Genomic DNA, 24,846 nt, shown 5'->3' with positions numbered 1-24,846 from the left:
TGAGACACCTATGCTGCCTTATAAATTTCCGCTGACCTCCGGCAACGTAACGCGCTTTTTCGTGGTGTTTAACCTGGTGCTGTTTCTCGCGCTCGGCGCCATGGTGCACAACAGTGTGAATGCGTGGATCATGGAAAAGCGCTACGCCATGACCGACCTGGCGCGCGCGATGCAAAAACGCATTGATGCTTACCGCTTTGCCACCTGGCAAATCTATGAAAATCTCGCCACCAGCGCCGCGGGCTCGACGCCGAACAGCAGCCTGCAGGAGACGCGCCTGCGCCCGGACGTTTACTATCTGGAGAAAACCCGCCGCAAGACCGAAGCGCTGATTTTCGGCTCGCACGACAGCAGCACGCTGGATATGACGCTGCGCATGTCCAATTATCTCGATACGCTGTGGGGCGCTGAAAATCCGGCGTGGTCGATGTACTTCCTCAATGGTCAGGACAACAGCCTGATCATGATCTCGACCCTGCCGCTCAAGGATATGGCGACGCGCTATAAAGAGAGCGCGATCAATACGCTGGTGGACAGCCGCCGCGCCGAAATGCTGCAGCAGGCCAATGCGCTCGACGAACGCGAAAGCTTCTCGCCGCTGCGCCACTTTGCCTGGCAGAACGATCACTACTTCACGCTGCGCACCACGTTTAACCAGCCAGGTCATTTAGCCACGGTGGTGGCGTTCGATCTGCCAGTTAACGATTTGATTCCACGCAGTATGCCGCTGGAGAACTTCCAGCTGCGCCAGGATGCCAGCCAGCCCGGCAGCGCCACCAGCGATGACGCCAGCAGCGAAAGCACCGCGGTGACGCTGGTTAACCCGAATCTGGAGATTGCCGCCACGCTGCCCAGCACCTCGCTCCAGCTGGTGTACCGGGTGCCGCTCGCCAGCCTGGCGATGGATACCCTGCACAACCTGATGTGGCCGCTGCTGATCAACCTGTTGCTGTTCCTGCTGTCTATTGCCGGCATTACGCTGCTGCGCCAGCAGTCGCTGCGACCAAATGAGAACCAGAGCGCTGAGCTTGATTCGCTGCGTATGCTGAATGAGGAGATCGTCGCCAGCCTGCCGGTCGGGCTGCTGGTGTATGACTTTGGTACCAATCGCACCCTGCTGAGCAACAAAATCGCTGAGCATCTGCTGCCGCATCTCAATCTGCAGAAGATCATCAATATGTCCGATCAGCATCAGGGCGTGCTGCAGGCTACCATCAATAACGAAGTGTATGAGATTCGCCACGCGCGCAGCATGCTGTCGCCGCACACCCAGCTGTTTATGATGCGCGATCAGGATCGCGAGCTGCTGGTGAATAAGAAGTTGCAAAAAGCGCAGCAGGTGCTGGATCGCAACCATCAGATGCGCCAGCAGCTGATGCAGAATCTTGGCCATGCGCTTAATCGTCCGCTGCAGAGCATGGTGACGCAGCTGGTGCAACTCAGCCAGCGCGATGACGACGAGAGCGTGCTGGATCTGCTGGATGAGAGCCAGGGTCTGGCGCGGCTGGTGGACGATATCGTCCTGCTCAACCGGCTGGAAGCCCACGACTGGTCGCCGGATGCGGGCGTGTTTAACCTGCAGGACCTGCTGGATGAGATTGCGCTGGAGAGCCTGCCGCTGCTGCGCCGCAAAGGGCTGACGCTGGTGGTCAACAATCAGCTGGCCAACGACGAGATGCGCTTTGGCGATCGCCGCGCGCTGCGTAAAGTCCTGACCACGCTGATGCACTACGCGCTCACCACCACGCAGTGGGGCAAGATTTCCCTTGATATCAAAGCCAGCGACAGCAAAGCCAACAGCGTGCTGTTCCAGCTGGTGGATACCGGCTCAGGCCTGACCGGCGACGAGCTGGCCAACGTCGATTTCCCTTACCTCGGCGAAACCACGCAGGATCGTTACGGTCAGGCGTCCGGCATGGCATTTTTCCTGTGTAAGCAGCTGTGCAAACAGATGGGCGGCCAGCTGGAGATTATCGCCAAACCGGATATCGGCACGCGCTACAACATTCAGCTGCCGCTGGCGCTGGAGCAGCAGAGCGAGCAGGAAGAGAAACTGCTGGAAGGCGTGACGGCGCTGGTGGATATCGCGGTCGAAGACGTACACAAAATTGTCTGCCGCCACCTCGAGAACTGGGGGGCAAATTGCCTGACCTCGGATGAACGCTTGTCCGGGCAGGAGCATGATGTGCTGGTGACGGACGATCCGGCGCGCCTGCACGGCTGGGCACTGTTGCTGGCGGGCGACGAAATGGGGCATCACGCCCTCAACGACCAGCAATTCCGGGTCAATTTCAATCTCAGCAATGCGCTGCTTGATGCGCTGCTGGCCCTGATTGAGAAGCAACTGGCTCATGATTCGATAGAGGAGAGCGACGACGATGAGGCTGCCACGCCGCTGCTGAGCGGCGGCTATTTCCAGCTGTTTATGGAGACAGTACCGCCAGATGTGAAGAGACTGTATACTGAGTCGGCGGAGAAGGACTATCCCTCGCTTGCTCAGACAGCGCATCGCCTGAAAGGCGTGTTTGCCATGCTCAATTTACTGCCGGGTAAACAGCTTTGTGAAGAGTTAGAACAGCACATTAAACTGTGCGACGATTTAACCATTAAAAATACCACCAGTGAAATTGACGCGTACGTCAACCAACTGCTGCAGCAAGGTAACCAATAAGATGAATAACCTGAATGTAATTATTGCCGATGACCATCCAATCGTTCTGTTCGGTATCCGTAAATCTCTGGAACAGATCGAATGGGTGAATGTGGTAGGTGAGTTTGAAGACTCAACAGCACTGATCAATAGCTTGTCCAAACTGGATGCCAACGTCCTGATTACCGATCTGTCGATGCCGGGCGAAAAATACGGCGACGGCATCACGCTGATCAAGTACATCAAGCGTCACTATCCGGATCTCTCCATTATTGTTCTGACCATGAACAATAACCCGGCGATCCTGAGCGCGGTACTGGATCTGGATATCGAAGGCATCGTGCTGAAACAGGGTGCACCAACTGACCTACCAAAAGCGCTGGCAGCCCTGCAGAAAGGCAAAAAGTACACGCCGGAAAGCGTGGCCAAACTGCTGGAAAAAATCAGCGCCGGCGGCTACGGCGACAAACGTCTGTCACCGAAAGAGAGCGAAGTGCTGCGCCTGTTCGCCGAAGGTTTCCTCGTCACCGAGATCGCCAAGAAGCTGAACCGCAGTATCAAAACCATCAGTAGCCAGAAGAAATCAGCAATGATGAAGCTGGGCGTGGATAACGATATCGCGCTGCTGAACTACCTCTCTTCCGTCAGCGCCACTCAGGTCGACAAAGAGTAATCCCTGCGGCGGTGCTTCGGCACCGCCTCTCCTCTGCCCTGCTTATCCTTCCCGGCTTTTGCGAACACGTTCGGCATACAGCGCCAGCGTGGTTTTCAGCACATCCAGCGTCACCGGTTTTGACAGGCAATTATCCATGCCGGCATCCATACAGCGCTGTTTCTCTTCCGCCAGTGCGTTAGCGGTCACTCCAATCACCGGGAAAGCATGCCCCAGCTGGCGCAGACGCTGCGTCAGCCGGTAGCCGTCCATGTTTGGCATGTTGACGTCGCTCAGCACGATATCGATATGGTTACGGCTGAGCACGTTGAGCGCATCCACGCCGTCCTGCGCCGTTTTGGTCTGATAGCCCAGCGTGCCGAGCTGTTCAGACAGCAGCATCCGGTTAATCGGATGGTCATCAACGATCAGCACCATGATGTCTTCATAGCTGGAGGCCTGCTGCGGCACCGGCAGCTCCAGCGTGGTCGCCGTTTCGCTGTCGATGGCAATGCGGTAAATCCGGCCCAGCAGCAGCGGCAGATCGTGCAGCGTCGCGCTACTGTGCACCCACTGTCCCGGCGTCGTTTCCTGCGGCATATCGATGTGTTCACCGCAGATACGGATGCGCGCACGTACCGTCTGCGCTGGCGCGTCGTGGTGATCGCAGATCATCACATCGTCCGCCCCAGCCCGCCCCTGATAGTGCGCAACCTGGATGCCCTGCTGCTGGAGCAGACGCAGCAGGAAGGCCGCCAGATAGTCGTTGCGCAGATCGAGCCAGATGGCTTTTTCCTGCAGACCATCCAGCAGCGGCGGCGCGGGTTGCTGTCCGGCGTAGATCGGAATACGCACCACGAACTGGCTGCCCATGCCCGGTTCAGAGTCGACTTCGATGTCGCCATCCATCATGTTGATGAGCTTTTCACAGATCGCCAGTCCCAGCCCGGTACCCTGGAAATTACGCTGCACGCCGGAGCCGACCTGGAAGAACGGGTCGAACAGGCGCGTGATCTCTTTTGCCGGGATTCCCACGCCAGTGTCGCGCACGCGAAACGCCAGATACCCCTCTTTGACATAGGCGTGCAGGATAATGCAGCCGGTGTGGGTGAACTTGATGGCGTTGTTCAGCAGGTTGGAGATCACCTGCTGCAGGCGCAGCGGATCGCCATCCAGCGCCAGCGGCACATCGTTCTCGATGAACACATACAGCGTCAGGCGCTTGCGCACCACCAGCGACAGATAGTTGCTGGCAATATGGTTGACCACCTCACGCGGCGAGAAGGGACGCGGCTCAATCTTCAGCTGCTCGGACTCGATCTTCGAGAAGTCGAGAATATCGCTGATGATTTTCAGCAACAGGCTGGATGAGTTGTTCATCGCCGTGACCAGCGAATCCACGCCCTTCGGCAGCGATTTGGTCTGCAGCAGATCGAGGTTACCGATAATGCCGTACAGCGGCGTCCGCAGTTCATGACTGACGGTAGCAAGGAACATCGATTTGGACTGGCTGGCCTGCTCGGCGGCGTGCGCCATCTCCTGCAGCGACTGCTCCATGCGCACGCGCGCCGAGACGTCGACCAGCACGCAAATCGCCACGTTCTCGTTGCGGTAGCGCGAATGCACAAAGCTGATTTGCAGGTTAGTGTTACTGCCGGTCAGCATATCGACAAAATTAACCTGCTGGCCGCCGATGATTTCATTCAGCCGCAGGCGATCTTCCTGCGTCAGCAGCGTCAGATAGTTATGCGCCAGTTCATTACTGAGGATGTTGGTGCCATCGCTGGTACGCAAAATACAGATGCCGACCGGCGCTGACGCGACAATCTTGCGGTTGAACTGCTCGTGCTCCTCCAGCCGGTGGGCGTTGTCTTCCGCCGGCAGGAACATGCGGCGTTCGAACACCCATGCCAGGGTAAACAGAATCAGCGCGCTGAGAATATTGAGCAGCAGCGCGTTGATCAGCATCAGCTTGAGCTGATCCATCAGCACATCGGTCGACAGCGACCACACCACATTGAGGCTGGACGGCGGCAGCGGCTTTTTCAGCACCAGCTGACGATAGCCGTCAAGATAACCAAACCAGGTGCTGTTATCCGGCAGATCGTCCAGCGAATAACCGGGTCCGCCGCGTCGTGAGCTGATCAGCGGACGATAGTTTTCATCGGTGATGGTGGCCACCAGCGGCAGCCCGCCGGGCTGAATAAATTCATCCAGGCGAATGTTCTGTTCCACGCCGAGCAGCGCCTGCAGTTTGTTGGCGACGTAAACCGGCACCACCATGTAGAAGTTGCCGATGCCTGGCTGGCTGCTGTTGGTAATCCAGTACATCGGATTACGTCGCTCTTCCTCGTTGCCGCTGCGGTAGTGCAGCACGTTTTCGCGCAGCGCCTTCAGGCTGCGTTCGCGATCGACCGGATTATTGTTACCGATGGTGAAATCTGCCAGGCACTGATTTTCGCCGCCAATAAAGAACACCCGATTGAGTTCATAGGCTGAGGCAAAATTGCTTTTCCAGTAGTTAATGAAATAGCTAAGGGAATCGAGCGAGTTACGCCAGGTGTTGCTCATTGACGTGCAGTCACCGTCGGTAAACAGCGGCGTAAACTGCGGCAGCGTGCTTTTGCCGCCCGGCATGCCGTTGAGCATATCCAGCCCGTTGACGCTGCTGCTCAGGCGATTCTCAGTGATGTACTTCAGCTCGCGCATCACATCCGCTGAGTGGCGCACATACCATTCGGCCTGACCATAATTGGTGGCAAACTCCTGGCGCACCGCGTTCTCTTTTTCGTGCAGCACATTGATGATGTAGAAAGTGGTCAACAATGCACCCAGCGACCAGAGCAGCAGTGCCAGCGCACGAAACAGGTAGCGCGAGATGCGAAGCGTGGTGCGAAAGGAGACGAGATATTTCAAAAGAGACTCACTGGCGGCAAGGGTTATCGGGACGTTGAAAAGTTCTCATACACTAGCTTTATCAGGGCGAAAAAGCCAGTTGGCACGCGACTTTGGGAGTGAAAGTCAGACAAAAAAACGGCAGGTCGGTTGCCCTGACCTGCCGCTTGTGACAGACAACAAACGGTTACTCTTCGTCGTCTGTTTCCGGTGCGTCGTCGTCGCTGTCGACTTCCGGCGCGATATCGTCTTCGCCTTCTGCCACGCTGCCGTCGATGGCGTCGAGTTCTTCCTCTTCCACCGGTTCAGCGACGCGCTGCAGGCCGACCACGTTTTCATCTTCCGCGGTACGAATCAGGATCACGCCCTGCGTATTACGGCCCACCACGCTGACTTCCGACACGCGGGTACGCACCAGCGTACCGGCATCGGTGATCATCATGATCTGATCGCTATCTACCACCTGTACCGCGCCAACCACTGGCCCGTTACGCTCGGTGACTTTAATCGAGATCACGCCCTGCGTGGCGCGCGATTTGGTCGGATACTCGCTGTTAGCAGTACGCTTGCCGTAGCCGTTCTGCGTTACGGTGAGAATCGCGCCCTCTTCACGTGGCACAATCAGCGACACCACTTTGTCGCCTTCTGCCAGCCTGATGCCGCGTACGCCCGAAGCCGAACGGCCCATGGCGCGCACCGCGCTCTCCGCGAAGCGCACCACTTTACCGGCGGCAGAGAACAGCATCGCTTCGTCGTTACCGTTGGTCAGCGCCACGCCAATCAGCTCATCGTCTTCACGCAGGTTGATGGCAATGATGCCGGCACTGCGCGGACGGCTGAACTCCTGCAGCGCAGTTTTCTTCACGGTACCGTCTGCGGTCGCCATGAAGATGTTGAAGCCTTCGGTGTATTCGCGCACTGGCAGAATCGCGGTGATACGCTCGTTGGCTTCCAGCGGCAGCAGGTTGACGATTGGACGACCGCGCGCGCCACGGCTGGCTTCCGGCAGTTGATAGACCTTCATCCAGTAGAGGCGGCCACGGCTGGAGAAGCACAGAATGGTGTCGTGGGTGTTGGCCACCAGCAGACGATCAATAAAGTCTTCTTCTTTAATGCGCGCCGCCGATTTACCCTTACCACCGCGACGCTGGGCTTCATAGTCTGACAGCGGCTGGTATTTGACGTAGCCCTGATGCGACAGGGTGACCACCACATCTTCCTGGTTGATCAGGTCTTCGATGTTGATGTCAGCGCTATTAGCGGTGATTTCCGTTCGGCGCGCATCACCAAACTGATCGCGCATCGCCACCAGCTCTTCACGGATCACTTCCATCAGGCGCTCGGCGCTCTGCAGGATGTGAATCAGTTCGGCGATCTGGTCCAGCAGCTCTTTGTACTCGTCGAGCAGTTTTTCATGCTCAAGGCCAGTCAGTTTCTGCAGACGCAGATCGAGAATCGCCTGTGCCTGCTGCTCGGTCAGGTAGTAGCGACCGTCGCGAATACCAAACTCCGCTTCCAGCCACTCCGGACGCGCGGCGTCGTCACCGGCTCGTTCCAGCATGGCGGCGACGTTGCCGAGATCCCACGACTGCGCCAGCAGGCCGCTTTTCGCTTCGGCTGGCGTCGGAGCCCGACGAATCAGCTCGATAATCGGATCGATGTTGGCCAGCGCAATCGCCAGACCTTCAAGGATGTGCGCACGATCGCGCGCTTTACGCAGTTCGAAGATGGTACGACGCGTCACCACTTCACGGCGGTGGCGAACGAAGGCTTCGATGATCTCCTTCAGCGTCATAATCTTCGGCTGGCCCTGATGCAGGGCCACCATGTTGATGCCGAAAGAGACCTGCAGCTGCGTCAGCGAGTAGAGGTTGTTGAGCACCACTTCGCCGACCGCATCGCGTTTCACTTCAATGACGATACGCATGCCGTCTTTGTCAGATTCGTCACGCAGGCCGCTGATGCCCTCAACGCGCTTCTCTTTCACCAGCTCGGCAATTTTCTCGATCAGGCGCGCTTTGTTCACCTGATACGGGATTTCATTGACGATGATGGTTTCACGACCGGTTTTGGCGTCGGTTTCGATCTCGCCGCGCGCGCGGATGTAAATTTTACCGCGCCCGGTGCGGTAGGCTTCTTCAATGCCACGACGACCGTTGATAAAGGCAGCGGTCGGGAAATCCGGCCCGGTAATGTGCTCCATCAGCCCTTCGACGCTGATGTTTTCATCTTCGATAAACGCCAGACAGCCGTTGATCACTTCCGTCAGGTTGTGAGGCGGAATGTTGGTCGCCATGCCGACGGCAATACCGGAGGAGCCGTTGATCAGCAGGTTAGGAATTTTGGTCGGCAGGACTTCTGGGATCTGCTCGGTGCCGTCATAGTTCGGCACAAAGTCGACCGTCTCTTTTTCCAGGTCAGCCAGCAGTTCAGAGGAGATCTTCGCCATGCGCACTTCGGTATAACGCATCGCTGCGGCGGAGTCGCCGTCGACCGAACCGAAGTTACCCTGACCGTCGACCAGCATGTAGCGCAGGGAGAACGGCTGGGCCATGCGCACGATACTTTCGTACACAGCGGAGTCACCGTGTGGGTGATATTTACCGATAACGTCACCGACCACACGGGCAGATTTTTTATAGGGTTTGTTCCAGTCGTTACCCAGTTCGCTCATGGCAAAAAGCACACGGCGATGCACCGGCTTCAGGCCATCACGTACATCGGGTAAGGCTCGGCCAACGATGACCGACATGGCGTAATCGAGGTAGGAGTTTTTCAACTCTTCTTCGATATTGACCGGTGTAATTTCTCTCGCAAGGTCGCTCATGGAGCCGCTATCCCTCTACATAATCCCGGATTTTAAAGGTGCGAAAGTATATCACATCGCTTGCGTGCGGTGAACGTAAAGCAGGGTTTTGTGGCGCTTTTCCTTTGCGCTGAGAGATGCCTCGCAGGGTTTATGCGTTTATACTGGTAGCATATTTTGTCAGGAGTCATGATTCAATGAATGAACAACCGCAGGAAAGCCGCCAGAACGTCGACCACGCCGAAATTGCTAAGTTTGAGGCGGTTGCATCACGCTGGTGGGATTTAGAGGGTGAATTTAAGCCGTTGCACCGCATTAATCCCCTGCGTCTTGGCTGGATTGCCCAGCACAGCCATGGGCTGTTCGGTAAGAAAGTGCTGGATGTCGGCTGCGGCGGCGGCATTCTCGCCGAGAGCATGGCGCGTGAAGGGGCGGAGGTCACCGGTCTGGATATGGGCGCCGAGCCGCTGGAGATCGCGCGTCTGCACGCGCTGGAGAGCGGCGTGAGCGTCAATTACGTGCAGCAGACGGTTGAAGCCCATGCGGCCAGCCACGCCGGTCAGTACGACGTGGTGACCTGTATGGAGATGCTGGAACACGTGCCGGATCCGCGTTCCGTGGTGCTGGCCTGCGCGCAGCTGGTGAAACCGGGCGGCGAGGTGTTTTTCTCCACCATCAACCGTAACCCTAAAGCCTGGCTGCTGGCAGTGTTTGGTGCTGAATACGTGCTGCGCATGGTGCCGCGCGGTACCCATGACGTGAAAAAATTTATTCGTCCCGCCGAGTTGCTGAACTGGGTGGACGAGACCGCCCTGCGTGAACGCAATATGACTGGCCTGCACTACAATCCGCTGACCAACCAGTTCCGCCTTGGCCGTGGGGTGGACGTCAATTATATGGTGCATACCCACCGTCAGGCGTAAACGACCTGTTTCGCCTGCCCGCCCGTGGGCAGCGCTGTTGTAGCGGCGCGATGTATTACGCGAAAAATCGCGCCGCTATGGAATCTACGACCAGCAATTTACCCAACTGAACGGCATAACGCTCTACAAACTGCCAGTCCTCCTTTCACTTCCGACCGCACCCGGTTTATCACGCGCTGGCCCTATCCAGATCAATTTCCTTTTAGACGCTGCGATGCGCTTTTTGTAAGGTGAAAAGGTCATAAAAAATTCATAAGCAAACGCAGATAAGTTCGCTGCTGACGGAGCGGCGCGGGCTTTTTTCGCCTGGGAAATTTCCCGAATCGCAGCGGTTGAGCAATAAACACGCGCTCGATCAAAAATTGAAAAAAAACCTGTTATCCGTTGACACCAGGTGCAAGCCTTGTGGCGTGGGGATCCAGGATTTTCCCCACCCCCCAGGGCGTAAAATTTTGTGAAAATCAACTCTTGTGATGATCCGATTGCTGACTAGAATACTCACCATATTGTTGTTCAAACTTTCCGCACCCCCTATATATAGTGTTTATCCACAGGCTTACTCACAATGAGCCGCCTGTGAATAGACGGGGGATAATTTTGTATTTCATGGACAGGTAAACACGCGACATGAACCAAAGTCTGCTCGTTACGAAACGCGATGGCCGCCAGGAGCGCATCGACCTCGATAAGATTCACCGGGTGCTGGACTGGGCAGCTGAAGGGCTGAACAATGTCTCCGTCTCGCAGGTTGAGTTGCGTTCGCACATCCAGTTTTACGATGGCATCAAAACCTCGGACATTCACGAGACCATCATCAAAGCGGCTGCCGATTTGATCTCCCGTGACGCGCCTGATTACCAGTACCTGGCCGCGCGTCTGGCGATCTTCCACCTGCGTAAAAAAGCGTACGGTCAGTTTGAGCCACCGAAGCTGTACGACCAGGTAGTAAAAATGGTCGAGATGGGTAAATACGATCGCCATCTGCTGGAAGACTACAGCACCGAAGAGTTCGAGCAGATGGACGGCTTCATCGACCACTGGCGCGACATGAACTTCTCCTACGCGGCAGTGAAGCAGCTGGAAGGCAAATATCTGGTGCAGAACCGCGTCAGCGGTGAAATCTACGAGAGCGCCCAGTTCCTGTATATTCTGGTCGCCGCCTGCCTGTTCTCCGGCTATCCGCGCGATACGCGCATGGATTACATCAAGCGTTTCTACGATGCGATCTCCACGTTCAAGATCTCGCTGCCTACGCCTATCATGTCCGGCGTGCGCACCCCGACCCGTCAGTTCAGCTCCTGCGTACTGATTGAGTGCGGCGACAGCCTGGATTCCATCAACGCCACCTCCAGCGCTATTGTGAAATATGTGTCACAGCGTGCCGGTATCGGCATCAACGCGGGTCGCATTCGTGCGCTCGGCAGCCCAATCCGCGGCGGTGAAGCGTTCCACACCGGCTGTATCCCGTTCTATAAGCACTTCCAGACGGCGGTAAAATCCTGCTCGCAGGGCGGCGTGCGCGGCGGTGCGGCAACGCTGTTCTACCCGATGTGGCATCTGGAAGTGGAAAGCCTGCTGGTGCTGAAAAACAACCGCGGCGTTGAAGGCAACCGCGTGCGTCACATGGATTACGGCGTGCAGATCAACAAGCTGATGTACACCCGCCTGCTGAAAGGCGAAGACATCACCCTGTTCAGCCCGTCCGACGTGCCAGGCCTGTATGACGCGTTCTTCGCCGATCAGGATGAGTTTGAGCGTCTGTATACCAAATATGAGAAGGACGACAGCATCCGCAAGCAGCGCGTGAAAGCCGTCGACCTGTTCTCGCTGATGATGCAGGAACGTGCTTCAACCGGCCGTATCTACGTGCAGAACGTTGACCACTGCAACACTCACAGCCCGTTCGATCCGGCCATTGCGCCAGTGCGTCAGTCTAACCTGTGCCTGGAAATTGCGCTGCCGACCAAACCGCTGGAAGACGTCAACGACGAAAGCGGCGAGATCGCGCTGTGCACCCTGTCCGCCTTTAACCTCGGTGCGATTGAAAGCCTGGACGATCTGGAAGAGCTGGCGACGCTGGCAGTACGTGCGCTGGATGCCCTGCTCGATTACCAGGACTACCCGATTCCGGCGGCAAAACGCGGTGCGATGGGTCGTCGTACCCTGGGTATTGGCGTGATCAACTACGCCTATTACCTGGCGAAACACGGTGTGCGCTACTCTGACGGCAGCGCCAACAACCTGACGCACAAAACCTTTGAAGCCATTCAGTACTGGCTGCTGAAAGCCTCCAACGAGCTGGCGAAAGAGCAAGGTGCCTGCCCGTGGTTTAAAGAGACCACTTATTCGCAGGGCATTCTGCCGATCGATACCTATAAAAAGGATCTCGACAGCGTATGTAATGAGCCGCTGCACCTTGACTGGGAAGCGCTGCGCGAGTCGATTAAAACCCACGGCCTGCGCAACTCCACGCTGTCTGCACTGATGCCGTCTGAGACCTCTTCGCAGATTTCGAACGCCACCAACGGTATCGAGCCGCCGCGCGGTCACATCAGTATCAAAGCGTCGAAAGACGGGATTCTGCGCCAGGTAGTACCGGAGTATGAGCGTCTGAAAGATCAGTACGAACTGCTGTGGGAGATGCCATCAAACGACGGCTATCTGCAGCTGGTTGGCGTGATGCAGAAGTTTATCGATCAGGCGATTTCATCGAACACCAACTACGATCCAGGCCGTTTCGCCAATGGCAAAGTGCCGATGAAACAGCTGCTGAAAGATCTGCTGACCGCGTACAAATTTGGCGTGAAGACCCTGTACTACCAAAACACCCGTGACGGTGCCGAGGATGCGCAGGACGATCTGGCGCCGTCTATTCAGGACGATGGCTGCGAAAGCGGCGCCTGTAAAATTTGATCGAAAGGCGCCTGCGGGCGCCTTATCGTGTCTGGGCCAGCAGCGGCTGGCCCGTTTCACTTTTGGACTTAGTCATGGCTTACACTACTTTCTCACAGAACAAAAATGACCAGCTGAAAGAGCCGATGTTCTTCGGCCAGTCAGTGAACGTTGCCCGTTTCGACCAGCAGAAATACGACATCTTTGAAAAGCTGATCGAGAAGCAGCTCTCTTTCTTCTGGCGTCCGGAAGAGGTTGACGTCTCGCGCGATCGCATCGACTATCAGGCGCTGCCGGAGCACGAGAAGCACATCTTCATCAGTAACCTGAAGTATCAGACGCTGCTGGATTCCATTCAGGGCCGCAGCCCGAACGTGGCGCTGCTGCCGCTGATCTCGATTCCCGAGCTGGAAACCTGGGTAGAAACCTGGGCGTTCTCCGAGACCATCCACTCACGCTCGTACACTCACATCATCCGTAATATCGTCAACGATCCGTCACTGGTGTTTGATGACATCGTGACTAACGAGCAGATTCTGGCGCGCGCGCAGGATATCTCGAAGTATTACGACGATCTGATCGAGATGACCAACTACTGGCATCTGCTGGGTGAAGGCACGCATCAGGTGGCGGGCAAGAGCGTGACCGTGAATCTGCGTGCGCTGAAGAAGCAGCTGTATATCTGCCTGATGAGCGTTAACGCGCTGGAAGCGATTCGCTTCTACGTCAGCTTTGCCTGCTCCTTCGCCTTCGCCGAGCGTGAACTGATGGAAGGCAACGCCAAGATTATTCGTCTGATCGCCCGTGACGAAGCGCTGCACCTGACCGGCACTCAGCATATGCTGAATCTGATGCGTACCGGTGAAGACGATCCTGAAATGAAAGAGATCGCCGCTGAGTGCCGCGACGAGTGCTTCGACCTGTTTAAGAAAGCGGCCGAGCAGGAAAAAGAGTGGGCTGAGTATCTGTTCAGCGGCGGCTCAATGATTGGTCTAAACAAGGACATTCTGTGCCAGTACATTGAGTACATCACCAATATCCGCATGCAGGCGGTGGGTCTTGATCTGCCGTTCCAGACGCGTTCGAACCCGATTCCATGGATTAACTCGTGGCTGGTGTCAGATAACGTGCAGGTGGCGCCGCAGGAAGTTGAAGTGAGCTCCTATCTGGTGGGTCAGATCGACTCCGAAGTGGGCGAAGACGACTTCAACGATTTCCAGCTGTAAGCATGAGCCGTTCCGTGGTCATCCTGCGCAACTCCGGCTCCCGGCTGGAGTGCGCAGACGAACACCCTAATCTGCTGACGACGCTGGAAGCACACAATGTGTGCGTCGAGTTTCAATGTCGCGAAGGCTACTGCGGCTCCTGCCGCATGCGTCTGCTGAAAGGCGAAGTGGATTATGCGGAAACCCCACTGGCGTTTATTCAGCAGGGCGAGATTCTGCCCTGCTGTTGTAAGGCCAGAGGGGAGATTGAGATCGAGCTGTAACCTGCCTGCAGTACTGCTGAATCCCTTTTATCGCGTTAAGATCCCGCATGGTCAGAGGGGGAACTGAGCACGCCGGAACGGCAAAACCCGCTCCCTGCGGGCCTCGACACGCGGCATCCCTGCCGCGTGACGTCCGGCTAAGCCCAGCTTCCCCCTCTTCCCTTCCAATTCTGGTGCTGCTGTAACAGGCACCCGACAACAGCGACCACCGAATCCAGCAGGGCGTGGGAGGCATAGCCGCTTGCAGCAGCCTCCGCGCCATGGATGGCGCGGCGGCAGGCCCCAGGGAAGGGTTTATGCCGGTGCGGCAAGCGGCTATGCCTCTCACGACGCGGCACCCAACACGAAGCGATGCTGATTCCATGGCATCAGCAATCACAAGCCTGGGAAGCGTTAGCTCTTCACCGCCTCCAGGACATCAATCCAGCCGTGACCGGTACTGACTTCACTGCCGTGCAGCCAGCGGCGCAGCATATTCATCGCCATCATCGCTACCACTTTCTGCCGGGTTTCCAGATTGTGCCGCCCGTGTGTAAATTTCACCCGCTGGCCCCAGCTGGCTTCCGGAGTGTGCAGCGCAATCGACACTTCCCCTTCCTGCAGATCGCCAACCGACAAGGCCAGCACTGTGCCCTGCTGAGCGGCCAACTGACGCGTGCGAGTAACCTGCGCTTCCAGCGACTCCTCACGAGCCGGCAGCAGCTCAGCGGCGCTAAGCGGCACCTGCGCGGCGGCCAGCTGCCAGTGCAGCAACCCGGCCGTGTATTGTTCGCTCAGAGCAAGGCGGAAGCCGCGATCTTGCAGTTCCCGCGCCAGCACGGCGGGCAATCCTTCAAAGCCTTCAAAAATGGTGCACTCGGCCAGCAGTAACTTAACCTGCTGCCACACCTGCTCCATCGCTACGCGCTGGCTGGCCGGGCCGGTCAGTTTGATCTCAATGATGGGCATCGACGAACGGTAGCCCATCACTACGCCTTCCGGCAGCGGCAGCGGTTCAAGCTCCGCGGCGATATCGCTCTCGCCGCGACCAAAGGTGGTCAGACGCAGGCACAGTGGGGGTTCTGGCAACGTAAAACGCGCCTTAAGACGCGGAATAATCTGCTGCTCAACCATCACTTTGAATTCTGACGGCACGCCGGGGGTAAAGAATATCCAGCAGCGATTAAGCTGCAGGGCAAACCCACAGGCGGTGCCGACCGGGTTATCGATCAACTCGGCATTGGCCGGAATCTCCGCCTGCTTGCGATTACTGGGTGCCATGAGCCGCCCGCGGCTGGCAAACCAGGCTTCCATCTTCTCCAGCCACGCCTGCTGCAGCACCAGTTCGCTGCCGCTGGCGGTGGCCGCTGCCTGCGCGCTGAGATCGTCGCTGGTCGGCCCGAGACCGCCGTTCACGATCAGCACGTCGGCAATCTGACTGCGGCTCTGTAGCGCTTCAACCAGCGAGCTCATTGCATCGCCGACCGTGCTGCGACTGGTCATCGGCAGGCCGTGCTGAAACAGCATATCGGCCAGCCACGCGGCGTTGGTATCGACAATCTGCCCATGTAACACTTCATCGCCCGTTGAGAGCATTTCGACACGTATCACGATCTCTTCTCCTTATCCCTGTGGCTTTCACTGTAGGGAGCGCGCAGGCGAAACACAATCGCCGCCGGTGCGAAATAGCGGGTTAATCGCGATGCGGAAAGGAAACAGCGGCAAAGCAGGAATCGGGCGCGACGGACATCGCGCCCACGGGGATTAACGGCGCGCCAGCAGCAGGCCAACAAACAGACCGGCAGCCGCACCGATACCAATGCCCTGCCACGGTTTTTCATGCACGTAATCGTCGGCACGATACGCTGCCTGTTTGGCACGATAGTAATAGCTGTCGGACGCCTGGCTCACGCGATTCTTCACGTCTTCCAGCGCCTGCTCGGCTTTCTGCTTCAGTTCGATATATTTCTGGTCCGCCGGATCGCCCGAGGAGCGCAGCACTTCTTCCAGCGTTTCCGTCAGCAGCGCCAGATCGTCATCAAGACGGGTTTCAAATTGATCGGTAGATGACATGTTCACAATCCTCCATGTTTAAATGCGGTGTCGATTAACTATAGTCATAAATTGCGTTTTTGCGCCGCGCCGTCATCCGCTGACTGCGCTTTTTGCCGCGCTGAACGCAAAGTTATGTCATCCGGGGCGTTGCACGCGGAATTGTGCTTCGTTTATTTGATTAATCTGATAAATTTTCAGCGGACTGAATTTTTTATTTTCGCCACTGTCGTAACCCCCTGTAGCCTGACGCTAAATGTCTTGCGACAGCCTCAATACACCCGAGCAGCTAAGGAAAAGATTTCCGGCATGAATCGTAGAAAATTTATGAAAGCGTCCATGGCCCTCTCTGCCGTTAGCGGCATGACCGGGCTCTCCTCGCTGTTTGCGCAGTCCGCCTGGGCCGATGATGGCATCGCCGACGGAACCGCCGTGCGCTTCGATTTCGATGTGCTGAAAAAGAAAGCCGCGGCGCTGGCCAAACAGCCCTGGGGCGGCGCGCCCGGCCCCCTGCCCGCGACCCTGGCCAATCTGACACCGCAGGCGTATAACGAAATTCAGTACGACGCTAATCACTCACTGTGGAACAACATCGCCGACCGCGAGCTGGATGTGCAGTTCTTCCACGTTGGCATGGGCTTTAAGCGCCGCATTCGCATGTTCTCCGTGGACGCCGCCAGCCGCGAGGCGCGGGAAATCCACTTCCGTCCGGAACTGTTTAATTATCACAACGCCAACGTGGATACCCAGCAACTGGTGGGTAAAACCGACCTCGGCTTTGCCGGTTTCCGCGCCTTTAAAAAACCGGAGCTGGCGCGACGCGACATCGTTTCTTTCCTCGGTGCCAGCTACTTCCGCGCGGTAGATGAAACCTACCAATATGGCCTGTCAGCCCGTGGCGTCGCGGTTAACACCTTCAGCAATGGCCAGGAAGAATTTCCCGACTTCACCGCCTTCTGGTTCGAGACGCCAAAAGCTGAAGACACCACCTTTGTGGTGTATGCACTGCTGGACGGGGCCAGCGTCACCGGTGCCTACAAATTCACCATTCACTGCGAAGAAAAACGCGTGGTGATGGAGGTGGAAAACCACCTGTTTGCGCGCAACGAGATTCGTCAGCTCGGTATTGCGCCAATGACCAGCATGTTCAGCTGCGGCACCAACGAGCGCCGCATGTGCAATACCTATCATCCGCAGATTCATGACTCCGATCGCCTGGCGATGTGGAGCGGCAGCGGCGAGTGGATTGCCCGTCCGCTGAATAACCCGCAGCGCCTGCAGTTTAATGCCTATCAGGATGAAAACCCGCGCGGCTTCGGTCTGCTGCAGCTGAATCATGATTTCAAAGATTACCAGGACGTGATTGGCTGGTATGACAAACGCCCCAGCCTGTGGGTGGAGCCGATCGGTAAATGGGGTAAAGGCGCCATCAACCTGATGGAGATCCCGACAACCGGGGAAACGCTGGATAACATCGTGTGCTTCTGGCAGCCGGCCGAGCCGGTCAAGGCTGGCAGCGAGTTTAATTTCCAGTACAAACTCTACTGGAGCCAGCTGCCGCCGGTCCGCAGTGGTCTGGCCCGCGTTGATGCCACGCGCACCGGTATTGGTGGCTTCCCGGAAGGCTGGGCACCGGGCGAACACTTCCCGGACCAGTGGTGCCGCCGCTTTGCTATCGATTTCATTGGCGGCGACCTGCAGGCGGCCGCGCCGAAAGGCATCGAACCGGTGATCACCGTGTCGTCCGGCACCTTCAAACAGGTAGAGATTCTCTACGTCGAACCGCTGAAAGGTTACCGTATCCTGTTTGACTGGTATCCGAATAGCGACTCAACCAAACCGGTGGATATGCGCCTGTTCCTGCGCACCAAAGATGAGACGCTGAGCGAAACCTGGCTGTATCAGTATTTCCCGCCACCGCCCGATCAGCGCAAGTACACCGACGACCGGCAGATGACGCCGGGCTAACCTGCACGGCGAGGCCAACACCTCGCCGTTAGTTTTTCTGCATGCCGACGTGCGGAATATTATCTTCCAGATAAACGTCCGTGACCGCCCGGAAGCCCAGGCGACCATAAAAGCCTTCCAGATGCGCCTGCGCGGACAGATACACCGCCCGCTGCGGCCAGTGCTGTTCGCAGCTGTTCAGCGCCTGCTCCATCAGCCGATAGCCCAGTTTCAGGCCGCGCGCCTCTTCCGACACAATCACCCGACCAATGGTCACCGGCGAGGAAGCCAGCGCGGGCGTCAGCAGACGCGCATACGCCAGCAGTTTGCCATCAAGAAAGCCCAGCAGATGGCGGTTATCGGCCGTCAAATCCTGGCCATCTATATCCTGATACGGACAGGTCTGTTCGACGATAAACACCTGATTGCGCAGCGCCAGCACGGTATACAGCTGCTGCGCGGTCAGTTCACTGTGGTGGCAATCAAGCCATTGCATATCCATCGTGCTTCCTTGTCTGAGCGAAAAAAGTGATCTTCACAGCCTATCACAGCGCATGCGCTAAACGCAGTGGGCAGCACGTAACAGGGGCGGACACGCGGAGCAATGTGATCAAACTCTCAAATTGCAGGCAAAAAAAATCAGGCCCGCAGGCCTGATTGTGAATATGACACGCTGTTTACATCAGCGGCTGGGCCAGCTGCACCAGCGTGATGAGCGGCTGCGGATAAACACCGAGCAGCAACACGAGGATGGCGGAGATCAGCACCACCACACCACCGGCGGTGAACGCCCAGTTGGCCGGGGTATCGCGGGTGTGCAGTTCCGGCGGGCTGAGGTACAGGCTCACCGTAACGCGCAGGTAGTAATACAGACCAATAGCGCTACCGGCGACAACCGCCGCGGTCAGCCACCACAGATGCGCGTTAACACCGGACGCGATGACGTAAAACTTACCGATAAAGCCCAGCGTCATTGGGATCCCGGCCAGCGACAGCATCATCACCGTCATCACGGCGGAGAGAATCGGACGATGCCAGAACAGACCGCGATACGAGTAAAGCGTATCCGCATCCGGACCACGGTACGGGCTCGACATCAGGCTGACCACACCGAAGGCGCCGAGGCTGCTGAACAGGTAACCGGCCAGATAGACACCGGCGGTTTCCAGTGACAGCTGATGGGTTTTCACCGCAATCAGCGCCACCAGCAGATAGCCAAGATGCGCGATAGATGAATAGCCGAGCAGACGCTTGATGTTGCTCTGCGAAATCGCCATCAGGTTACCGAACAGAATCGAGACGAAGGCAATCACACCCAGCACGGTGCGCACTGCTTCACTGTCGGTTACCGGTGCGTACATGAACAGACGCATGATGACCGCAAAGATAGCGATTTTGCTGGCGGTGGCGAGGAAGGTCGAGACCGGAGCCGGCGCGCCCTGATAAACGTCTGGCGTCCACAGATGGAACGGCACCAGCGACAGCTTAAAGCCAAGACCGATGATCATCATGCCCAGCCCGACCAGTAGCAGCGGCTGCTGAATCATGCTGTCATTCAGGCTTTTGCCGAGCTGCACAAAGCTCAGGCTGCCGGAATCGGCGTAGACCAGCGCAATACCGAAGATCAGGAACGAGGAAGCCGCAGCCGACAGAATCATGTACTTCAGCGCCGCTTCCAGCGAGCGCTTCTGACGGAAGGCGTAGCCGATAAGACCAAACAGCGGCAGCGACAGCAGTTCGATACCGATGAACAGCGCCGCCAGATGGTTGGCGCTGGCCAGCACAATCCCGCCCAGCGCAGCGATCAGCACCAGCAGATAGAACTCATCTTTGTTGTCCGGGAAACCGGCCAGCCACGGATAAGCAAAGGTGCAGGTTGCCAGACTCGCCAGCATCACCAGCGCGGTATAGAACATCGAGTAGCCATCCACGCGCAGCAGCGGCGTGACATCCATGGCGCCCACGTGGCCCACAAACCACAGCGACAGCAGCGCGAGGTTAAGACCGATGACCGTCAGCGTGGCATTAACAAAGTGGTTGCGTCGCCACGCAATGGACAGCATCACAACCACCACCGTCAATCCGACGATTAACAGCGGTAGCAACGCGATCAATTGTTGAGGAGTTATTGTCATGGCGAATTACGGCCTTGTAGTTGAAATTGAAGCGGTAAACCACTGCTGAATATTGCTCATCGCAGCATGGGACGTGTCGAGGATTGGCTGCGGGTAAACGCCCAGCAGCACCAGCAGCACGACCAGTACACCGATGGTCAGGAATTCGCGCGGCGACATTCCAGCCAGCGGCTCTTTTGATTTGGCTTCGCCGTAGTAAGCGCGCTGCATCATGATCAGCGAGTACACCGAGGCAAATACCAGGCCGAAGGTGGCAATCACGATAATCAACGGCACCACCTGATAGCTGCCGGTCAGAATCATGAACTCACCAACAAAGTTACCGGTGCCCGGCATACCGAGGTTGGCCACGGCAAAGAACAGCGACAGGCCCGGAATCCACTTGATGCGCGACCACAGGCCGCCCATCTGGCGCATGTCACGGGTATGCAGACGTTCATACAGCTGACCGCACAGGATGAACAGCGCCGCGGCCGACAGGCCGTGCGCAATCATCTGCACCACCGCGCCCTGGAACGCCAGCTGGCTGCCGGTGTAGATGGCAATCAGCACGAAGCCCATGTGCGAAATCGAGGTGTAGGCGATCAGGCGTTTAATATCGGTCTGCGAGAACGCCATCCACGCGCCGTAGAAGATACCGATGATGCCGAGCCACATGGCGATCGGCGCGAACTCCGCCGACGCATTCGGGAACAGCGGCAGGCTAAAACGCAGCAGGCCGTAAGCCGCCGTTTTCAGCAGGATACCGGCAAGGTCAACCGAACCAGCGGTCGGTGCCTGGCTGTGGGCATCCGGCAGCCAGCCGTGCAGCGGCACCACCGGCATTTTCACCGCAAAGGCGATGAAGAAGCCGAGCATCAGCAGATACTCAACGGTGTGTGACATTGGCGTTTTCAGCAGCTCTTCATAGCTGAACGTCCAGACGCCAGTGGCGTTGTAGTGCACAAACACCAGCGCCAGAATGGCAATCAGCATCACCAGACCTGACGCCTGGGTATAGATGAAGAATTTGGTTGCCGCGCTGATACGGGTTTTCCCGTCAGACGCTTTGTGACCCCAGAGCGCGATGAGGAAGTACATCGGCACCAGCATCATTTCCCAGAAGAAGAAGAACAGGAACATGTCGATGGCGAGGAACACGCCGATTACGCCGCCGAGAATCCACATCAGGTTGAGGTGGAAGAAGCCCTGATACTTTTCGATTTCATTCCACGAGCAGAGTACCGCCATCAAACCCAGCAGGCCGGTCAGCACCACCATCAGCAGCGACAGACCATCCAACGCCAGATGGAAATTGATGCCAAAGCGTGGGATCCACGACACCAGGAAAGTCGACTGCCACTGCGGCAGGCCCGCAGCCTGCGTCAGCGAATAGCCGCCCTGCAGCCACAGCTGCAGGCCCAGCGCCAGCGTCAGCCCCATGGTGATCAGGGCAATCCAGCGCGGCACCTTCGCGCCAAGGCGCTCAGCCAGCCAGCAAAGCAAGCCCCCAACAAAGGGTATAATTATTAGCCAAGGTAATAACACGGCGTACATTCCCTATTTTCGTCTTCGTTCAGGCTATCGGACGCGCCCGTTTCGCCTCGCCCGCGCGGGCAACGTTCACGTATTACTACGCGCTGGTTGCTGCGCTGGCGAACACCAAACTGACTGCGTTGATCTCACCCGTGCATCAGACAATCTTGAACATTCTTACGTGGGGCGCTAAACCATCGCGCGCCCCGCTCATCAATCGTTAAATCACCAGCATCAGCGCCAGCACCAACACGGCACCGACGCTCATCGACGCGATATACCAGCGCAGATAGCCGTTCTCACTCACCACCAGACCTTTATTACCGATGCGCGACAGCAGCGCCGGCAGGTTCATCATGGAGTTGAGCGGATCGCGCTGCAGCAGCCAGGCAATGCCAAGGTACGGTTTAACAAATACCTTGTCGTACAGCCAGTCGAAGCCCCAGGCCGCAAACCACCAGGTGCCGAAGAAACGGCCCGGCGCGCTGTTGGCGATGCGGGTGACCAGCTGACGTTTGCCCAGCCACAGCGCGGCGGCAATCAGGATACCGATAATCGCCACGGCACCCGAGGTGATTTCCAGCGCCACTTTGCCGGTTTCACCAAACTCGTTCTGTGGCAGCACGCCCGCCAGCGGAGGCGTAATCAGCGCGCCAACAAAGGTTGAGAGTACCAGCAGCACAATCAGCGGCAGGTGATGCGTAATGCCTTTACCGGCATGCGCATGAATTTTCTCTTCGCCGTGGAACACGATGAAGATCATGCGGAAGGTGTAGATTGAGGTAAGGAATGCACCCACCAGACCGGCGACCATCAGATTGATGTGACCGTTAGCCAGCGCACCGAACAGAATCTCGTCCTTACTATAGAAGCCGGCGGTAATCAGCGGCAGCGCGGCCAGCGCAGCACCGCCCACCAGGAAGCAGACATACACCAGCGGGATGCTCTTACGCAGACCGCCCATTTTGAAAATGTTCTGCTCGTGATGACAGGCCAGAATCACGGAACCGGAGGAGAGGAACAGCAGCGCCTTGAAGAACGCATGGGTCATCAGGTGGAAAATCGCAGCGTCCCACGCCTGTACGCCCAGCGCCAGGAACATGTAGCCGATCTGACTCATGGTGGAGTAAGCCAGCACGCGTTTGATGTCGGTCTGCACCAGCGCGGCGAAGCCCGCCAGCACCAGCGTAATCGCACCAACGATACCCACCAGATGCAGCACTTCCGGCGTCAGCAGGAACAGACCGTGGGTGCGGGCAATCAGATAGACGCCTGCGGTTACCATGGTGGCAGCGTGGATCAGCGCGGAGACCGGCGTCGGACCGGCCATCGCATCGGCCAGCCACGTCTGCAACGGCAGCTGTGCCGATTTACCCACGGCACCGCCCAGCAGCATCAGCGTCGCCCACTGCAGCATGTGGTTGTCCGCCGCGAAGTGCGCCGGGGCCAGCTCCATCAGCTCACGGAAGTTCAGCGTACCCAGTTCGTTGTAGAGAATGAACAACGCAAAGGCGAGGAACACGTCACCGACACGGGTGATGATGAAGGCTTTCATCGCCGCTTTGCCGTTTTCCGGATTGCTGTAGTAGAAGCCAATCAGCAGGTAGGAACACAGCCCTACCCCTTCCCAGCCCAGGTACATCAGCATCAGGTTATCGGCCAGCACCAGCACCACCATGCTCGCGATGAACAGGTTAGTGTAAGCGAAGAAGCGTGAATAACCCTCTTCACCGCGCATGTACCACGAAGCGAACATGTGGATGAAGAAGCCGACGCCGGTGACCACCGACAGCATGGTCAGCGACAGACCATCCAGCACCAGGTTCACTTTGATGTCAAAGTTACCCACGTGCATCCAGGTCCACAGCGCCTGGGTAAATGGCTGCTGGCCGTGACTAAAGAAGTCCACACCCACAAATACGGTGGTCAGCGCCGCAAGGCCCACTGAACCCATCCCCACCGCAGCCGACAGGTTCTCCGACCAGCGACCACGGGAAAACGCCAATAGCAGGAAGCCAATCAGCGGAAATAATACGGTTAAATAGAGAAGATTCATCCGCGCATCTCGCTCACTGTGTCAATGTTCAGCGTCTGACGACGACGATAGAGCTGGAGCAGCAGCGCCAGACCAATACTGGCTTCCGCCGCCGCGAGGCTGATTGCCAGGATATACATCACCTGACCGTCGGCTTGTCCCCAGTAGCTGCCTGCCACCACCAGCGCCAGCGCCGCGGCATTGATCATGATCTCCAGACCGATCAGCATAAACAGCAGGTTGCGGCGCAGTACCAGCGAGGTCAGGCCGAGAACAAACAGCACAGCAGCCAGAATCAGGCCGTGTTGTAACGGGATCATGCGTGCTCCTCCTTATTGGCCGCCGCGTCTGACACGCGGTTGCTCAGCACTTCGCCCTGACGATCTTCACGTCCGATATGGAACGCCACCACCAGACCGGCCAGCAGCAGCATTGACGCCAGCTCAACCGCCAGAACATACGGGCCAAACAGACTGATGCCCACCGCTTTGGCATCGATGACGGTGCCATCAATACCCTGGTCGGTTGCGGTCAGGATGGCGTAGATCATCACCACCAGCAGCAGCAGCGAGACAATGCCCGGACCGATCCACAGCGACGGCTTCAGCCATTCGCGCTCCTGATCCTGCTGGGTTTTACCCAGGTTGAGCATCATCACCACGAACACAAACAGCACCATGATGGCACCGGCATAGACGATGATCTCCAGCGCACCGGCAAAATAGGCACCCATGGAGAAGAACACGCCGGCAATCGACAGCAGCGAAACAATCAGGTACAGCAGCGCATGTACCGGATTGGTGTGGGTGATGACGCGCAATGTCGTCAGCACCGCCACCAGTCCGCAAAGATAAAACGCAAATTCCATACCTGGCT

General features: G+C 57.4%; 17 protein-coding genes. 7 read left to right on the top strand and 10 right to left on the bottom strand.

Features of this window, described 5'->3' with window-relative positions:
- Positions 1 to 13: 13 nt before the first annotated feature.
- Positions 14 to 2,671: a phosphotransferase RcsD gene (rcsD, locus tag AC6I7J_RS06575; RefSeq protein ID WP_498007215.1), complete on the top strand. Its 2,658-nt coding sequence runs from the start codon at positions 14 to 16 to the stop codon at positions 2,669 to 2,671.
- Position 2,672: 1 nt separating this feature from the next.
- Positions 2,673 to 3,323, top strand: a complete 651-nt coding sequence (rcsB, locus tag AC6I7J_RS06570) for a response regulator transcription factor RcsB (RefSeq protein WP_013509853.1) — start codon at positions 2,673 to 2,675, stop codon at positions 3,321 to 3,323.
- A gap of 42 nt (positions 3,324 to 3,365) precedes the next feature.
- Here rcsB and rcsC read toward each other — a convergent pair whose 3' ends face one another.
- Positions 3,366 to 6,218, bottom strand: a complete 2,853-nt coding sequence (gene rcsC, locus AC6I7J_RS06565) for a two-component system sensor histidine kinase RcsC (RefSeq protein WP_021509234.1) — start codon at positions 6,216 to 6,218, stop codon at positions 3,366 to 3,368.
- Positions 6,219 to 6,384: 166 nt separating this feature from the next.
- Complete coding sequence (gene gyrA / locus AC6I7J_RS06560) at positions 6,385 to 9,024, bottom strand: DNA topoisomerase (ATP-hydrolyzing) subunit A (protein ID WP_021509233.1); 2,640 nt, start codon at positions 9,022 to 9,024, stop codon at positions 6,385 to 6,387.
- Positions 9,025 to 9,200: 176 nt separating this feature from the next.
- Between gyrA and ubiG the strand changes: the two genes are divergently transcribed.
- The 4 genes from ubiG (at position 9,201) to yfaE (ending at position 14,307) form a co-directional block, all read left to right on the top strand.
- Positions 9,201 to 9,926, top strand: a complete 726-nt coding sequence (ubiG, locus tag AC6I7J_RS06555) for a bifunctional 2-polyprenyl-6-hydroxyphenol methylase/3-demethylubiquinol 3-O-methyltransferase UbiG (RefSeq protein ID WP_021509232.1) — start codon at positions 9,201 to 9,203, stop codon at positions 9,924 to 9,926.
- Positions 9,927 to 10,553: 627 nt separating this feature from the next.
- Positions 10,554 to 12,839 (top strand): class 1a ribonucleoside-diphosphate reductase subunit alpha, encoded by a 2,286-nt coding sequence (nrdA, locus tag AC6I7J_RS06550; RefSeq protein WP_021509231.1) that lies wholly within the window; start codon positions 10,554 to 10,556, stop codon positions 12,837 to 12,839.
- A gap of 74 nt (positions 12,840 to 12,913) precedes the next feature.
- The gene (gene nrdB / locus AC6I7J_RS06545) at positions 12,914 to 14,044 is read left to right on the top strand and encodes a class Ia ribonucleoside-diphosphate reductase subunit beta (protein WP_021509230.1); all 1,131 of its coding nucleotides are present in this window, start codon (positions 12,914 to 12,916) and stop codon (positions 14,042 to 14,044) included.
- 2 nt (positions 14,045 to 14,046) lie between these two features.
- On the top strand, positions 14,047 to 14,307 hold the full coding sequence (gene yfaE, locus AC6I7J_RS06540) for a class I ribonucleotide reductase maintenance protein YfaE (RefSeq protein ID WP_498007015.1): 261 nt from the start codon (positions 14,047 to 14,049) through the stop codon (positions 14,305 to 14,307).
- Positions 14,308 to 14,700: 393 nt separating this feature from the next.
- Here yfaE and AC6I7J_RS06535 read toward each other — a convergent pair whose 3' ends face one another.
- Both AC6I7J_RS06535 and elaB read right to left on the bottom strand, forming a co-directional pair.
- Positions 14,701 to 15,897, bottom strand: coding sequence for a nicotinamide mononucleotide deamidase-related protein YfaY (locus AC6I7J_RS06535; protein ID WP_498007014.1), 1,197 nt, complete (start codon positions 15,895 to 15,897; stop codon positions 14,701 to 14,703).
- A 153-nt stretch (positions 15,898 to 16,050) separates the two neighbouring features.
- Positions 16,051 to 16,359, bottom strand: coding sequence for a stress response protein ElaB (elaB, locus tag AC6I7J_RS06530; protein ID WP_021509227.1), 309 nt, complete (start codon positions 16,357 to 16,359; stop codon positions 16,051 to 16,053).
- A 288-nt stretch (positions 16,360 to 16,647) separates the two neighbouring features.
- Between elaB and AC6I7J_RS06525 the strand changes: the two genes are divergently transcribed.
- Positions 16,648 to 18,306 (top strand): glucan biosynthesis protein D, encoded by a 1,659-nt coding sequence (locus AC6I7J_RS06525; RefSeq protein WP_031280040.1) that lies wholly within the window; start codon positions 16,648 to 16,650, stop codon positions 18,304 to 18,306.
- A 28-nt stretch (positions 18,307 to 18,334) separates the two neighbouring features.
- Here AC6I7J_RS06525 and AC6I7J_RS06520 read toward each other — a convergent pair whose 3' ends face one another.
- The 6 genes from AC6I7J_RS06520 to nuoJ all read right to left on the bottom strand — a co-directional run bounded on the left by AC6I7J_RS06520 (position 18,335) and on the right by nuoJ (position 24,838).
- A complete protein-coding gene (locus tag AC6I7J_RS06520) occupies positions 18,335 to 18,787 on the bottom strand; it encodes a GNAT family N-acetyltransferase (RefSeq protein ID WP_104093075.1) in 453 nt (150 codons plus the stop codon).
- A 175-nt stretch (positions 18,788 to 18,962) separates the two neighbouring features.
- A complete protein-coding gene (nuoN, locus tag AC6I7J_RS06515) occupies positions 18,963 to 20,420 on the bottom strand; it encodes an NADH-quinone oxidoreductase subunit NuoN (protein WP_031280039.1) in 1,458 nt (485 codons plus the stop codon).
- A 6-nt stretch (positions 20,421 to 20,426) separates the two neighbouring features.
- Entirely contained in the window at positions 20,427 to 21,947 is a 1,521-nt protein-coding gene (gene nuoM / locus AC6I7J_RS06510) for an NADH-quinone oxidoreductase subunit M (protein ID WP_031280038.1), read from the bottom strand.
- A gap of 208 nt (positions 21,948 to 22,155) precedes the next feature.
- Positions 22,156 to 23,991, bottom strand: coding sequence for an NADH-quinone oxidoreductase subunit L (nuoL, locus tag AC6I7J_RS06505; protein ID WP_498007013.1), 1,836 nt, complete (start codon positions 23,989 to 23,991; stop codon positions 22,156 to 22,158).
- On the bottom strand, positions 23,988 to 24,290 hold the full coding sequence (nuoK, locus tag AC6I7J_RS06500; RefSeq protein WP_013509877.1) for an NADH-quinone oxidoreductase subunit NuoK: 303 nt from the start codon (positions 24,288 to 24,290) through the stop codon (positions 23,988 to 23,990). Before nuoK ends, nuoL begins: the two co-directional genes overlap by 4 nt.
- Entirely contained in the window at positions 24,287 to 24,838 is a 552-nt protein-coding gene (gene nuoJ / locus AC6I7J_RS06495; protein ID WP_021509221.1) for an NADH-quinone oxidoreductase subunit J, read from the bottom strand. Before nuoJ ends, nuoK begins: the two co-directional genes overlap by 4 nt.
- Positions 24,839 to 24,846 lie beyond the last annotated feature (8 nt).

Source organism: Type-C symbiont of Plautia stali, assembly GCF_059730935.1.
The sequence above is the reverse complement of the archived record's forward strand: the minus strand, read 5'-3'. Positions and strand labels throughout refer to the sequence as shown.